Consider the following 14,324-nt stretch of genomic DNA (forward strand, 5'->3'; position numbering starts at 1 on the left):
ATGAAAAGATATACTATGGTTCATAATGAAAATCTTTGTATTGGATGTCAAGCTTGTTCTGTAGCTTGTAGAAGTGAAAACAGCGTTCCAAACGGAGTGTATAGACTTCAAGTTCATGCAAAGATGAGTGGAACATTCCCAAATTTAAAAACAGACTTTATAAGAAATAGCTGTGTAATGTGTGAAGATGCTCCTTGCGTAGACGTATGTCCTACAGGAGCTAGCTTTAAGACTGCAGACGGACTTACATTGATGGATCACAGCATCTGTGTATCTTGCAAATACTGTGTACTTGCTTGTCCTTATGATGCTAGATATGTAGAACCAAAAACAGGAGAGGTTGATAAATGTACATTCTGTTTTGATACAAGAGTATCGCAGGGTGATCAACCTGCATGTGTTACCGTTTGTCCTACAGATGCGTTAGCATTTGGAGATCTAAACGATAAAAACAGCGAAGTAAGTAAAATTTTACAACAAAAAGCTCACTACTATCCAAAAGCAGAGCTTAAAACAAAACCTAAACTAGCCATGATTGCTAACCGCAAAGGAGGAAGCCATGAATAATATGTGGGGAAGCGTTGCTCAATATAACGAAATTTACTGGCCGTGGCCGATTGCAGTCTATCTATTTTTGGCGGGTCTTTCTGCGGGATCTATGATGGTTGCTCTTTTAGTAAAATGGAACTATCACAAACAAGAAAATGATACTATTTGGGATGCGATGGTTAAAGCGGGGGCTATAGTTGCTCCTATTACCATCTGTGTTGGCTTGGCTCTTCTTGTGTTTGACCTTGGTAAGCCTCTTAGCTTTTATTGGATTTTGTTAAAATATAACTTCTTGTCTGTTATGTCAATAGGTGTTGCCTTGCTTTTGATTTATACGCCTTTTGCTTTCTTGTTCGCTATTATAATATTTGAAAAAGAGATAGAAAAACACTCTATTTTAAGTATCTTAAGGCCAGTTTCAAGAATTATTCGCTCATTTGCGCCTTTGGCTAAAACTATAGAGACTGTTTTATTTTTACTAGCTATCGGAGTGGGAGTTTATACAGGCTTCTTGTTAAGTGCTATTACAAAACTTCCTCTTTGGAATACGCCTATATTGCCGATTCTATTTTTGACATCAGGCTTTAGCTCAGGCGTTGCGGCAAATATTTTGGTGGGGCTACTATGCTTCAAGCACCTAATAAATAAGGATAATGTAAAATATTTGCTAGTTTTAGACCTTAGAGCTGTATTGTTTGAGGTTCCTTTGATAGCGATACTTTTCTTGGGTCTACATTTCGAGGGCGGCGTAAGTGCGGTTGCTGCAAAACAAGCTCTTACAACGGGACATTATGCTATAATCTTCTGGCTAGGCGTTGTGGGCGTTGGACTTGCAACTCCAATATTAATAGCAGCTACCGCTCTTAAAAATCACGCTTATAGAGTAGGATATATCGTAGCCAACTCTATCGTAGTAATCTTTGGAGTAATTTTACTAAGATACTATATAGTATATGCAGGGCAGGTATTTACAGGAGTTTGATAGGGTGAGAATCCTACTTTTAGAGGATGATTTTAATTATAGAGAGAGTGTCTCGGAGTATCTTCAGGTCTTAGGCTATGAGGTTGACGAGGCGCCTGATGGGCAGGTGGCATGCGACAAGATATCAAAAAGCTTCTACCACCTGCTTATTCTTGACATAAAGGTTCCGCATATAAGCGGGCACGAAGTTATAAAATATGCAAAAGATATTGGCCTTCAAACCCCGATAATGATCATGACCTCTCTTGTCGATATTAATAATTTATCCGTTGGTTACGAGCTAGGTTGTAATGAATATCTAAAAAAACCTTTCGAGTTAGCTGAGCTTAAATTTAGAGTCAATGAACTAATGCGCAAGTATCATGGAAAAGATGATAAGAATTTAATCACTATAGATGATGATTCTAAACTAGATACTATTAAAAAACAGCTACATTTTAAAGAAAAAATCATAGAGCTTAGCTTGAAGGAATTTGACCTAATAGAGTGCTTGCTTTATCATAAAAATAGTTTCGTTGGGGTTGAGACTATAAGAGCTGAAGTTTGGGGTGACAAGGAGATAGATTCTGCGGATATTAGAATGCACGTTCTTAAAATTCGTCAGAAAACAAAGCCTGATTTTATCGTTTCATCTCGTGGACTTGGCTATAAAATAGATGTTAAATAATCTTAAAATACCTTTTTTTTCTACTTTGGTAATAATGGTTTTATTTATTTTCCAAAGCTATGAGATTATAAATTTAAGCGCCAAAGATGAATATTCCAAAAATATGTTTGAATTGCTTGAATACGAGAGTAAAATACGCCATAGTTTAGAAAGTAATCAAACTATTCCATCGTCTTTGATATATAAATATGGAATTTACACATACAAAGAGAAAAAAGTAGTATCAAATTTAGAGGTTATGCCAAGCACTTTTCAATTCGTAACCTTACAAGAAAAAGGCTATCTCTTTTACAAGAGCTATTTTCAGTTAGAGCAGGATTTTTACTATCTGATTTTAGCCAAGAAGCAAAATAGCGCCAGAATTTTATTTGTTACAGTTTTAACCCTTGTATTTGCCTTGATTGTGGTTTTTGTAACCTTGTATCTATCTTTTGTAAGCGGCATTAAACCATATAAAGATGCAAAAAAATATATGAATAATTTTTTTAACGATGCCATGCATGAGCTCAAAACTCCTCTTGGTGTAATCGGTATAAATTTAGAGATGCTCGGAATAGATAATAAATACACAAACCGTATAAAAGCGGCTTTAAAACAGATGCAAATAACATACGAAGATACTGAATATTACATTAAGCACAGCTATATTTTATTTCCGCCTGAAATTTTAAATCTGAGCGAATTTTGCCTTGAGCGAGCTAGTTATATGAGGGGGCTTGCAATGTCTAAGAATATTAAAATTTATGACTTTGTAGAGCCTGATTTGAAGGTGTTTATGAATAAGATTGAGGCCGGAAGGCTCATAGATAACAACCTTAGTAATGCCATTAAATATAGTCCGGCAGGAAGTATTATAAATTTAAAACTAAGTCTTCAGAGTGATTGGATTGTGCTTGAAGTAGAGGATTTTGGCGAAGGCATTAAGGATTCTAATAAAATTTGGAAGCGTTATGTAAGAGATGAGGGCGTGCAAGGTGGCTTTGGACTAGGGCTTAATATAGTAGCGGGAATATGTATAAAAAACGGTATAGAATACTCCGTGACAAGCGAGCTCAAAAAAGGTAGTGTGTTTAAGTATAAATTTATTCCTTATTCTAAGCATATACTAGACTAACTACTTAAGCCATATATTTAGCTTTGATAAATTTCTTTCTTTTTGATCGGAATTAAAATATATTACAAAATAGCCTATTTTATTGCCCATAGTATCATTCATAGGCTCAATTGCAAAGTTGTGGGTGTTGAATTTATGAAACTGTTGCCCGTTAAAATTGATTGTCTGTAAAATCGGTAAAATATTCAAATTCGCATAATCTTTATTTATAAGATAAAAATCATTTATCATATTTTCATTGTCTTGGCTTTGGTATGGGGAGCCGGGACTCTTTTTTAATAGCACAAAGAGATCTATTCCTTGATCTTTGAAAAAGTCACTTAGATGTTCAAAATCAAGCAAAACCTCTATGCTTCCTAAGAAACTGTTCTTAGATGATAAAATAATCGGTGCAACAGCTCTTATGAAGACTCCTCCCCTTCCAACCTCAATATCAGCCACGGCTCCTTTTTTAACCTCTTTTAGCATATAACGAAAACTCAAAAGATTGTCATCGTGCATCGGTATCCAGCTTCTTACAAAGCTTTTCATATCTGCCGTATGAATATGAAATTTTACATTTTTATATATAGGCACTTTTTGTAGTATGTTTGTAAATTGATTCAGAGCCTTTAAACAGCCATCCCTATCGTTTTGCAAAAGGCAGTTTTTGATATTCTCATTTTCTGATAAAAGTACCGCCACTGTCATTGCCGATAGTTTCTCTTCTTCTATATTTTTGTTTAGTATTTTGGTTTGAAAATCAAAAAATTTCTTTATATTCTCCGTTTCTAGCTCTTTTGTGTATTCAAACCAATAGAATATTAAAAATATTAATAGTATTAGACCTGTTAGAGAAAAAGTAATCGCTAGTTTTTTATTCATTCTCTAAATTCTTTACTAAAATTTCTTTAAACTCATTAAAATCTGGCAGCTTAACCGATCCTTCGCGCTGTTTTTTACCCCACATAGACTCTGGAAAGAAGCTATCGTTTTCGAATCTTGCCATCACATGAAAATGCACTCTTGGAAGATAGTTTGCAAAGCTTGCTATATTTATTTTTTTCGGTTTATAAAATTTAATCATTGTTTTTTCTGCTATTAAAATTGCTTCAAAAAGTCTATTTTGAGTAGCTTCATCACAATCACTAAGTTCAACGTAAGGAGTATTTGTAAAAATTTTAATCCAAGGTATTTCACTATTTTCGCGCTCGATATTTATAAATTCATCTTGATATATCATTTTTACCTCTTTTTTGAGGCGATTGTATCTAAATTTGAATTTTAATCAATTTAAATCTATACTATGTGTAATAAGGAATAAACATGAAGATAGCAATAGTTGTGTATGATAGGATAAATTTAGTAAGTTTGGCTGAAATTTGGAGCTTACTTTCAAATTTACAAACAAAGCATGATGTTAAAATCTGTGCTTTTAAAAGTGAAATAGTAGATGAGCATGGACTAAGGATAGTTCCTCAAATTTATGGAGAGAGTCTATATGGATATGATGCGATTATTATTCCTGATGGCTTAGGAGTACTTAGCTTAAGGCATGATGAAATTTTTCTAAGCTGGATTAGAAGTGCAGGCAGGGCTAGACTTAAAATAGCACTTGACTTAGGAGCTTTGATTTTTGGAGGTGCAGGGTTTTTGGAAGGCAGAGGGGCTTGCCTTAGAGCAGGGTATAAAAACGCTATTGGCGAGTATGCTAAATTTGTTAATGCAAATATGTGCGAAGATAACGATATTATAACTATTTGCGAGTTAAATAGTGTTACAAAAGATAGGTTGGCTGAAATTTTAATTTAGCTGAGAATTTTATGGTCTAAAATTCTCAATTTTATTAAATTTATTCTACGGTAACGCTTTTGGCAAGATTTCTTGGCATATCCACATCATTGCCCAGTCTAACGGCGATTTCGAGAGCAAAAATTTGAAGTATTATCATCATCTCAAAAAATTCGCTCATAACATGAGATTGTTCGCTTGTTTTTATAAAATCATCGCTTAATTCAAATTCTTGCGGACTAATTGCTAGGATGTAGGCGTCTCTTGCGGCAAGCTCTTCGACATTACTCTTTGTCTTTTCGTATAGGCTATTTTTTGGCATGAGTGCTATAGTGAATAATCTCTCGTCCGCAAGCGCGATAGGTCCGTGTTTCATTTCGCCTGACGGATAGCCTTCTGCATGCAGATATGAAATTTCTTTTAGTTTTAAAGCACCCTCAAGTGCAAGCGGATAGAAAATATCGCGTCCAATAAAGAAAAATCCGTGCCCATGAAGATAATGTTTAGATAAGCGGCGGATTTTTTCCTGTAAATTTGTACTGATATTTAGTATTGTAGGTACATGAAGCAGGGCGTTTATTTCGCTTTCAAGATCTTCTTTTGCTATACTTCTTCTAGCGTTTGCGCTTTGTAATGCAAGCATCCATAGAAGTATCAGTTGGGTTGCAAAGGCTTTTGTGCTAGCCACACCCTTTTCTATTCCTGCGCGAGTAAGTAGTGTATTATCAGCCAGGCGGACTATAGAGGAGTTATCGACGTTGCATATCGCTAGAGTTTTTAATCCTGCGTCTTTGGCGATTTTTAATGCCTCCAAGGTATCTGCTGTCTCTCCGCTTTGGCTTATTACTATAAATAGAGAATTTTTATTTAGCTTTGGCTTACGGTAGCGAAATTCGCTAGCTATTTCTACTTTAGCCCTTAAATCCACTAATCTCTCAAAGAGATAGCTGGCTGTAAGTGCTGCATGATAGCTTGTTCCGCATGCACAAAGCACTATATCATCGATATTTGCCAGATATTCGTTACTAAGTCCTTCAAGCTCTATATTTTTGTTTTTGATTCGCCCCATCATGCACTCTGCAACCACGGTGCTTTGTTCGTAAATTTCTTTTTCCATAAAGAATCTATACCCCTCTTTTTGAGCATAGCTCTTGTCTCTTGGAAGTGGTACGAATGCAGGTGAAATAGCTTGGGCATGCTTATATATTTTTATCTCATCAATGCTTATAAATCCGTAGTTTTTGTCATCTAAATACATCACCTCTTTTGCTATTCCTATTAGTGCGGCATCAGAAGATGCGAAAAATAGCTCGTTATTTTCGCCTTTTGCTATAGCCATAGGCGCAGCGTCTTTAGCAAAAAATATCTTATTAGGAGCAAGCTTTGTGATAAGCAGAGTCGCGTAGGCTCCTTGAAGTCTTGATATTGTCTTTTCATACGCCTTAAATAGGTCATCAAGCTCTTTTAAATTGGCTTCAAATAGATGAACTATGACCTCGGTATCTGTTTGGCTTAAGAATTTTATGCCTTTAGCCTCAAGCTCATCTTTAATCTCTTTATAATTTTCTATAATTCCGTTATGCACTACGAAAGAGTGCTCGCCAAAATGTGGATGAGCGTTTATTTCTGTTGGTTTCCCATGGGTAGCCCAGCGAGTGTGCCCTATGGCTACGCCTTTGCCTATAGAGCTAAAGTCCTTTGTCTTTTGAGCCAAATTTTCAAGTTTTCCAACCGCTTTAAAATAATTAATCTCGTTTTCGCTCATTACCGCCATACCGGCACTGTCGTATCCGCGGTATTCAAGCTCTTTTAGTCCGTTTAAAATAATATCTCTTTTTTCACCGCTACCTATGTAGCCTACTATTCCACACATTTTTACTCGCTTATCAATAAATTTAAAATTTCACTCTCGTTTGCATATAGCTTTTGGCTTTTTTCTATCAAAAATAGATTGCGTGTGCGATTTTTTATGGTTTGAATTCTCGCACTAGTGATCTTTATGTCCAGGTTTTCCAAAACTCCCATCACATAAGCCATTAGTCCACGTTGATCTTTGGCGTTTATCGAAAGTTTAGCATAATCTTTTGAATGATTTGTATCAAAATTTAGCTCATCTTTTAAAATCAGTGGCTTATCAATGCTAACTTTATCTATGCTTTTAAGCGAAATTTCTATTAGATTCCTAATGGTCTCTAACTCGCTATTTTTGACATTTTTATTAAAATCAAGTTTGATATAAAATTTATCGTCAAATAGCTCAAAAATTTCCATATAAGCAAGGTCAAGATGAGCTAAATTTGATAAAAGTATAGCTAGATTCGGATAGAATTTTGAGACTATTTGGATAATAAAGCTTGGATGATTTTTAGTGTTTATATCTAAAATTTGCGTATTTTGCGCTAAAGAGGCGATATTTACTATATCTAAGGGCTGATATTTTATAAATAATAAATTTGCCGGAATTTTAAAGATTTTTTCCTTTAAATTCTCGTCCAATCCTATAAATTCACTATTTCTCTTTAGACTATGCTCTTTTTTTGCTCTTCTTGTGGCTTCGTCAAGTAGATTTTCGTCATCAAAGCTTTCAAGAGATATCAGATATAATTCGCGTAAAAGTTTAGCAAGATAAGCTGTATAAAATTTATCGTTAGTTGCGTTGATAACGCAATAAGTAATGATATACAGAAGTTTTAAGACATTTTTATCGCCAAGCTTTGATATAAAGCTAAAAATAGTCTGCTGAGAGTAGATATCCTCGCGGTTTGCAACATCGCTCATAAGAGTATGGTATCTAACCAAGACAACCCCTGTATTTACCGCTTTTTGGCTTAACTCAAGTTTGGCAGCATAAGCCCTAAAGATATTTGAGCCAACTACGCTGTGATCGCCTGTTAGTCCTTTGCCAACATCGTGAAGCAAGGCCACAAGCTTTAGCATTATTTTGCCTTCGCCGCAAAGCTCGTCATATAGGTTCTTTATAAATTTATCCTTGATGTTTTCTAGATGTTTTACTGTAAGCAAGCAATGCTCGTCAACCGTAAATTTATGATATCCGTCAAATACCGCAAGATGGCTTGTGTGCTCCATAGGCTTAACTAAAATTGGCAAAATTTCAGCATCAAGCAGAGCTTTAAGCAGGCAGTAGCTATTTTTTCTTTCTAAAATTTTTTTGAAATTCGCTAGATAAATTTCAAGCTCGCTTTTTAAAACTTCAGCTCTTTTTATATAAAAGATAGCCCCTACGTCAAATTTATAATCCATATCATTAAGTTCTAAAAGTTCTACCAGCACATCATTTAATCCTTTTGATTTTTTATGAAGCGGAGTATAAAGAGTATCTTCTATTCTATAAAATCCATTTTTTAGCCTTGCTATTTTTAGCTGCTTAAAACCCATCTCGCTTTTAAAATTCGATCTATAAAAAGAAGCGGTAAGATACCTTGAATAAAGAGCCACAGTATGCATGCAAGATAGCAACTTTTGAGAGATTATACTGTCTGTTTCTTGAGTTTTTTTAGACTTTGTTTGCATTAAATTGGTGATTTCGTCGATATAAGCGGAGCTAAATATATCAGAGCCCGTGGATAAATTTTGAGCTGTTTTTATACACAATATAAAATCTATCGCTAAATTTAATACGCTTAGCTCTTTTTCGTCTATAAATTTAAGTGCCTGCGTTCTAAAGCTTATTTCGTTATCAAAGCCGTTTAATGCGCAATTTAGATAGTAAATATCGTTTGTTCCGCCAAAGTCACTCTTAAGATCCGGCTCTTGCTTTAAATTTTTAATATCCTTAAAAGCTCCAAGAGATTTTATGTAGTATTTTAAATTCTCTTTTTGATTAAATTCTCTAGTTTTATAAATTTCGCTTCTGGCAAGTTTGTACATATTTTTTGAGCCGGATATATAGCGAATTTTACTAATTGAAGCCTTTGCCTTAAAGTCGTTTTTAAAATTTTCGAAAATTTCATTAAGCTGAATTGTCTTTATGTTTAAATTTAGCCCGCAGTCTTCTAATGCCTGATGTAAAAGTTTTAAAATTTGGCGTATGTTAAATCCATCTATATTTTTATATACGATTAAAACTTCAAAGACGGAATTTGGGCTTATGAGACTTTGTCCGTATTTTTGAGTTGCTATGACGCAAAGTGGGATATGATCTATGTCCGGTAAAAAATCTCTAAAAATATCGCTAAGCACAGCATTTGTAAATAGTTTTATGAGTTCATCGCTATCTTTGGCTATAAAATTTGCAAACCCTTTTCCTTGCAATTTTAAAATTTCTATTTTTAGATTTTTTTGATGTTTTTTGCGTATGTTTTCTAGCTCTAAAAAATCAACCTTCTCTCTTCTTAAAGCCACTTTCTGCCAACCTTTTTAAAAGTTAAATTTATAAATAATACTAAAATTTTGCAAAAACAAAGCTTTTTTTATCTATAATCGCCAATATCTAATTCAAAACGGGCTATAAAATTGATAAATTTAATAGAAAAATTACAAAGTGGCGATAGGCTTGAAGCCAGTGAATGCTTTAAACTATACGACCTTGATCTTTTTACATTGGGCAAATTTGCAAATTTAAAGCGCCAAAAACTGCATGGTAAAAAGGCCTTTTTTAATCTAAATCGTCATATTAATCCGACAAATATCTGTGCGGATGTATGTAAATTTTGCGCTTTCTCATCTCACAGGAAAAATCCAAATCCATATATAATGAGCCATGATGAGATTATGCAAATAGTAGAAAAAAGCGTAGAAAATGGAGCAAAAGAGATACATATAGTATCGGCTCACAATCCAAATACATCTTGGCAATGGTATCTAGAAATTTTTAAAAAGATAAAAGAGATATATCCAAATTTGCACGTTAAGGCTTTAACGGCCGCAGAGGTTGATTTCTTGTCTCGTCATCATGGACTAAGCTATGATGAGGTTATAGACAAGATGATAGAGTACGGCGTAGATAGCATGCCTGGCGGTGGAGCTGAGATATTTGATGAGGACATTCGGGCTAAAATTTGCAAAGGCAAGGTAGGCTCTAAAAATTGGCTTGAAATCCATAAAAAATGGCACGAAAGAGGTAGGCTAAGTAACGCTACTATGCTATTTGGCCACATAGAAGAGCCTAAACATAGGATAGATCATATGCTTAGAATTCGTGATTTGCAAGATACAACAAATGGCTTTAACGCGTTCATACCACTTGTATATCAAAAGGATAATAATTTCATAAAAGTTAGCAAATTTATGGGCTCTGTCGAAATTTTAAAGACTATGGCGATATCGCGTTTAGTCCTTGATAATGTGCCTCATATTAAGGCATATTGGGCGACTTCTACTATAAATTTAGCCATGGTTGCTCAAGAATTTGGAGCTGATGATCTGGATGGAACCATACAAAAAGAGAGCATTCAGAGTGCTGCCGGAGCAAAGAGTGCGAGCGGAATGGACATGAGAAACTTTATAGATCTTATCCGAAGCTCAGGACTAACTCCGGTAGAGAGAGATAGTATGTATAACGAGATAAAAGTATATTAAAAATTTAAGGAGAGAAAGGTGGATTATTTTAAGCTAAAAGAAAATAATACCGACGTTAAAAAAGAGTTTAGCGCTGGCCTTACGACATTTTTGACGATGATGTATATCGTGCCTGTAAACGCTATTATTATGAGTCAGGCTGGTATGCCTATAGATGCGCTTATAACTGCGACTGCACTTATTACATTCTTTGCTACTGTATTTAACGGAATATGGGCCAATACTCCTGTGGCAATGAGTGTGGGAATGGGATTAAATGCTTATTTCACGTTCGGTCTTGTTATAGGCATGAATATACCATGGCAAACAGCTCTTGGTGTGGTTTTTGTATCTGGAATTATATTTTTTATATTATCTTTTTCAAATTTTAGAGTATGGGTTATAAAGTCTATTCCGCTTGATCTTAGGCGAGCGATAAGTGCCGGAATAGGAACTTTTATAAGCTTTATCGGGCTTCAGCAAATGGGTATCATAGTTAAAAATGACGCTGTCTTAGTTGGGCTTGGAAATTTAAAAGATATGAACGTAATTTTAGGACTAATAGGACTTCTTTTTGTTGTATCTTTTTGGATATGGAAGATTAAAGGAGCATTTATATTATCCATTATAGCCACATCTGCTATTGCTTGGATATTTGATATTTCGCCTTATCCGACTGAGTTTTTTTCGCTTCCGGCATCTATATCTCCGATGTTTTTAGAACTTGATATTATAGGGGCGTTATCGTTGGCTTTATTGCCTGTTATAGTCACTTTCTTCGTTACCGATCTTTTTGACTCAGTTGGTACATTGGCTGGAGTTGGTAATAGGGCTGGAATATTTGATGAAAGTAATCGGCAGGGCATGAGAAAACTAGAAAAGACTCTTGAAGCAGATGCTATAGCGACAGTTGCAGGCTCTTTGATAGGAGTTAGTACTACTACGGCTTTCGTAGAAAGTGCAAGCGGTGTAGAAGAGGGCGGTAGAACGGGCCTTACTGCAGTATTTTGCGGATGCTTATTTTTACTTACGGTGTTTATGCTCCCACTTTTTAAATCGATACCTTCAAATGCAGTATATCCAGTGCTTGTGATGGTGGGCGTGCTTATGTTTAGCGAACTTGCTAATGTAAATTTTAAAGATCCGGCAATCGGTATTTCGGCATTTTTTATAGTAATTTTAATGCCACTTACATATTCTATTACAAGCGGTTTATCTGCAGGATTTATAGCATATTTGATGGTTAGACTTTTAAGACGTGAGTTTGATCAAATTAGTTTTGGTGTTATAATCCTTGCTTTGATCGGTTTGATAGTATTTTTAGTTCACTAAGGAGTTTTTGTATGATATATTACGGATACGATGAGTTTGAAAAAGATATTAAGGTTTTAGCTAAAGAGATAAGGGATGAGTTTAATCCGGATGTAATTTTGGCTATTGCCAGAGGTGGTCTTACATTAGGACACTCCTTGGCTGTTGCTCTTAATAAGCGTAATCTTTTTACTCTAAATTCGATTCACTATGAGGATACAAAAAAGCTTGATACGATTGAGATTTTTAACATTCCTGATCTTTCTAAATTTACTAAAATTTTGCTGGTTGATGATATTATAGATACCGGTGAGAGTATAGTAGAGATTAAGAGGGAACTTTTGAAAATTTATCCGCATATAGATATTAAGATTGCATCCGTCTTTTATAAAACAAAGGCTCTATTGTTGCCTGATTTTAAGATAAAAGAGGCGCATGAGTGGGTTGAATTTTTCTGGGACGTACATATATAATTATTGATAGAGTAAAGTGTGGTGCAAAAACAAGATTTTTTACATTCAGAATCCTTTCTGATATCTATTATATGTTGTTTTAGTCTATGTTGTTTGCTCTATGCGGTTTCAACTCTTAGCATTAGCTACTATGAAGCTGAGATTTTTTATAACTCCGGTTCAATGGCTGGAGTTATGTCTAGATTTTTTGTATCTATTTTTGGTCATAATGACTACGCTTTAAGATCGCCTTTTCTGATTTCTCATATAATCAGTATAGTTTTACTATATAAAATTTCAAAATCTATATTAAAACGCAAATTTGATAGAGTAGTAAGTGTTTTGATCTTTATATTTTTACCGGGAGTTATTGCATCTGCGATACTCGTAAATGATGCAGGTATAGTTATAATGCTTGCATTGCTTGGTATATATCTTTATCAAATCAGGCAAACTGTAGCGTTTTATCTTGTTTTGGTTTTACTTGCTTTTGCTAGCGACTCTTTCTTGGCATATTTTATTGCTCTTTTTATATTTGGAATTTATAAAAAAGACGGTCAACTTGCGTGGCTATCAGCTATTTTGTTTAGTATATGTTTATCTATATACGGTTTTGATACAGGTGGGAAGCCAAGAGGATATTTTTTAGACACAATAAGTATATTTGCTGCCGTATTTTCGCCGTTTGTATTTATATATTTTGTATATTGTATGTATAGAATTTGGGTTAAAGAGCAAAAAAATTTGCTTTGGTTTGTTGTGATAACGTCTTTTTGTCTATGTCTTGTCGCATCCATAAGGCAAAGACTTGAGATTGAAAATTTTTTACCTTTTTGTGTCATAGCAACTCCTCTTATAGTAAGAGTTTTTTTTAACTCATATCGAGTTAGACTGCCAATTTTTAGAAAAAGCTATAAATTTATGACCTCATTTGTTGCTTTTTCATTAGTTATAAACTTTGTTTTTGTATTGTTTAATGAAATTTTTTATATATATGCCCAAAATCCTAAAAAACATTTTGCCTATAAGTATCATATTGCAAAAGAGCTTTCAATAAAGCTCAAAGAAATGGATATTAAAAATGTTCAAACCGATGAAAGATTAGCGCTTAGGCTTAAATTTTACGGAATCGAAAATGGTAAAACAAAACTTATAAATTTAGATTTAAAAGATAATTATGCTAATATAACCACGGAAAGATTTGGCAAACCTATTGCTAAATTTAAACTTATTCAGGAAGACATATGAGAAAAGCTTTTACTATGCTTGAGTTAGTTGTTGTTATTGCTGTTATAGGAATTTTAGCTGCAATGGCTATACCAAGACTTGAGCGTGATAACCTTGCCGAAGCAGTTGATCAAATAATCTCTCATATAAGATACACTCAACATCTTGCCATGCAGGATAATAAATTTGATGCAAGTGTAGAGAAGTGGTTTAAAAGAAGATGGACTCTATCTTTTAATACAGGCGGTTTTTGTGGCAGTAAAAATACTGACTGGACATATAGTGTTTATTTTGATGGCGTAGGAAAATTTACAGGAAATTTAAATAGCATAGATGAGGTCGCTAGAGATCCTCAAGATCCGTCAAAAATCATGAGTGCCGGTTGGGATAGCGGCTCTTTGGGAGGCGGTTGCCAAAATGCTAGCAATAAATATAATATAACAAAAAAATTTGGAATAACTAATATTGATTTTTCAAATGGTTGCGGTGCTGCCAATACAACATCTATATCGTTTGATGAATTTGGGCGTCCGATGCAAAAAGCCAGCACTACCGGCACCACAGGCGGAGCACAAAGGGGATATGATAGGATATTGGTTTCAGGCAATAATTGCTTTATTTCTATAAGTACTGCTGACAGAAATGCTACTATATATATCTCTCCTGAAACCGGTTTTGCCAGGGTCTCATACTGATTAAGATAAAATTATTTCTGTGGTGTATGTTTTTTAACCT

Annotated in this window: 14 protein-coding genes; 10 read left to right on the forward strand and 4 right to left on the reverse strand. The window is 34.5% G+C overall.

All coding sequences use genetic code 11. The annotated features are described in order from the left end of the window. The 4 genes from CDOM16190_RS08970 to CDOM16190_RS08985 are packed head-to-tail and all read left to right on the forward strand — an operon-like array spanning position 1 to position 3,312. On the forward strand, positions 1–567 hold the full coding sequence (locus tag CDOM16190_RS08970; RefSeq protein ID WP_169973229.1) for a 4Fe-4S dicluster domain-containing protein: 567 nt from the start codon (positions 1–3) through the stop codon (positions 565–567). Beyond that, positions 560–1,531: an NrfD/PsrC family molybdoenzyme membrane anchor subunit gene (gene nrfD / locus CDOM16190_RS08975; RefSeq protein ID WP_169973231.1), complete on the forward strand. Its 972-nt coding sequence runs from the start codon at positions 560–562 to the stop codon at positions 1,529–1,531. Before CDOM16190_RS08970 ends, nrfD begins: the two co-directional genes overlap by 8 nt. A 4-nt stretch (positions 1,532–1,535) precedes the next feature. Beyond that, on the forward strand, positions 1,536–2,198 hold the full coding sequence (locus CDOM16190_RS08980) for a response regulator transcription factor (protein ID WP_170020269.1): 663 nt from the start codon (positions 1,536–1,538) through the stop codon (positions 2,196–2,198). Continuing rightward, entirely contained in the window at positions 2,188–3,312 is a 1,125-nt protein-coding gene (locus tag CDOM16190_RS08985; protein ID WP_170020271.1) for a sensor histidine kinase, read from the forward strand. Before CDOM16190_RS08980 ends, CDOM16190_RS08985 begins: the two co-directional genes overlap by 11 nt. Here the strand turns inward: CDOM16190_RS08985 and CDOM16190_RS08990 are convergent, their stop codons facing one another. Together CDOM16190_RS08990 and CDOM16190_RS08995 are read right to left on the reverse strand one after the other, a co-directional pair. Further along, on the reverse strand, positions 3,313–4,176 hold the full coding sequence (locus CDOM16190_RS08990; protein WP_170020273.1) for a cache domain-containing protein: 864 nt from the start codon (positions 4,174–4,176) through the stop codon (positions 3,313–3,315). After that, the gene (locus CDOM16190_RS08995) at positions 4,169–4,534 is read right to left on the reverse strand and encodes an HIT family protein (RefSeq protein ID WP_170020275.1); all 366 of its coding nucleotides are present in this window, start codon (positions 4,532–4,534) and stop codon (positions 4,169–4,171) included. The genes CDOM16190_RS08990 and CDOM16190_RS08995 overlap by 8 nt, the downstream gene beginning before the upstream one ends. An 83-nt stretch (positions 4,535–4,617) precedes the next feature. On the opposite strand from CDOM16190_RS08995, the gene CDOM16190_RS09000 reads away from it, so the two are divergent. Further along, positions 4,618–5,103: a type 1 glutamine amidotransferase family protein gene (locus CDOM16190_RS09000; protein WP_170020277.1), complete on the forward strand. Its 486-nt coding sequence runs from the start codon at positions 4,618–4,620 to the stop codon at positions 5,101–5,103. A gap of 40 nt (positions 5,104–5,143) precedes the next feature. Here CDOM16190_RS09000 and glmS read toward each other — a convergent pair whose 3' ends face one another. Together glmS and CDOM16190_RS10915 are read right to left on the reverse strand one after the other, a co-directional pair. Continuing rightward, positions 5,144–6,955 carry a glutamine--fructose-6-phosphate transaminase (isomerizing) gene (glmS, locus tag CDOM16190_RS09005; protein ID WP_170020279.1) on the reverse strand — a complete coding sequence of 604 codons (1,812 nt, stop codon included), beginning with the start codon at positions 6,953–6,955 and terminating at the stop codon, positions 5,144–5,146. Between the two features lie 2 nt (positions 6,956–6,957). Further along, entirely contained in the window at positions 6,958–9,444 is a 2,487-nt protein-coding gene (locus tag CDOM16190_RS10915; protein WP_349644389.1) for an HD domain-containing protein, read from the reverse strand. A 111-nt stretch (positions 9,445–9,555) separates the two neighbouring features. On the opposite strand from CDOM16190_RS10915, the gene mqnE reads away from it, so the two are divergent. The 5 genes from mqnE (at position 9,556) to CDOM16190_RS09035 (ending at position 14,284) form a co-directional block, all read left to right on the forward strand. Beyond that, complete coding sequence (gene mqnE / locus CDOM16190_RS09015; protein ID WP_170020281.1) at positions 9,556–10,620, forward strand: aminofutalosine synthase MqnE; 1,065 nt, start codon at positions 9,556–9,558, stop codon at positions 10,618–10,620. A gap of 18 nt (positions 10,621–10,638) precedes the next feature. After that, entirely contained in the window at positions 10,639–11,931 is a 1,293-nt protein-coding gene (locus CDOM16190_RS09020) for an NCS2 family permease (protein ID WP_170020283.1), read from the forward strand. A gap of 11 nt (positions 11,932–11,942) precedes the next feature. Then, on the forward strand, positions 11,943–12,383 hold the full coding sequence (locus tag CDOM16190_RS09025; protein WP_170020285.1) for a phosphoribosyltransferase: 441 nt from the start codon (positions 11,943–11,945) through the stop codon (positions 12,381–12,383). A 174-nt stretch (positions 12,384–12,557) separates the two neighbouring features. After that, positions 12,558–13,610 carry a glycosyltransferase family protein gene (locus tag CDOM16190_RS09030; protein WP_249934156.1) on the forward strand — a complete coding sequence of 351 codons (1,053 nt, stop codon included), beginning with the start codon at positions 12,558–12,560 and terminating at the stop codon, positions 13,608–13,610. After that, positions 13,607–14,284, forward strand: a complete 678-nt coding sequence (locus tag CDOM16190_RS09035; RefSeq protein WP_170020289.1) for a pilus assembly FimT family protein — start codon at positions 13,607–13,609, stop codon at positions 14,282–14,284. Before CDOM16190_RS09030 ends, CDOM16190_RS09035 begins: the two co-directional genes overlap by 4 nt. Positions 14,285–14,324: the final 40 nt, after the last annotated feature.

This window comes from Campylobacter sp. RM16190, from assembly GCF_012978835.1.
Taxonomy (GTDB): domain Bacteria; phylum Campylobacterota; class Campylobacteria; order Campylobacterales; family Campylobacteraceae; genus Campylobacter_A.

What these genes read in the sequence shown, in the direction of transcription:
- glmS (WP_170020279.1), bottom strand. Translation starts at nt 6,955, where the DNA reads ATGTGTGGAATAGTAGGCTACATAGGTAGCGGTGAAAAAAGAGATATT.
- nrfD (WP_169973231.1), top strand. Translation starts at nt 560, where the DNA reads ATGAATAATATGTGGGGAAGCGTTGCTCAATATAACGAAATTTACTGG.
- CDOM16190_RS08985 (WP_170020271.1), top strand. Translation starts at nt 2,188, where the DNA reads ATGTTAAATAATCTTAAAATACCTTTTTTTTCTACTTTGGTAATAATG.
- CDOM16190_RS09025 (WP_170020285.1), top strand. Translation starts at nt 11,943, where the DNA reads ATGATATATTACGGATACGATGAGTTTGAAAAAGATATTAAGGTTTTA.
- CDOM16190_RS09035 (WP_170020289.1), top strand. Translation starts at nt 13,607, where the DNA reads ATGAGAAAAGCTTTTACTATGCTTGAGTTAGTTGTTGTTATTGCTGTT.
- CDOM16190_RS08990 (WP_170020273.1), bottom strand. Translation starts at nt 4,176, where the DNA reads ATGAATAAAAAACTAGCGATTACTTTTTCTCTAACAGGTCTAATACTA.
- CDOM16190_RS08970 (WP_169973229.1), top strand. Translation starts at nt 1, where the DNA reads ATGAAAAGATATACTATGGTTCATAATGAAAATCTTTGTATTGGATGT.
- CDOM16190_RS09000 (WP_170020277.1), top strand. Translation starts at nt 4,618, where the DNA reads ATGAAGATAGCAATAGTTGTGTATGATAGGATAAATTTAGTAAGTTTG.
- CDOM16190_RS08995 (WP_170020275.1), bottom strand. Translation starts at nt 4,534, where the DNA reads ATGATATATCAAGATGAATTTATAAATATCGAGCGCGAAAATAGTGAA.
- CDOM16190_RS09030 (WP_249934156.1), top strand. Translation starts at nt 12,558, where the DNA reads ATGTCTAGATTTTTTGTATCTATTTTTGGTCATAATGACTACGCTTTA.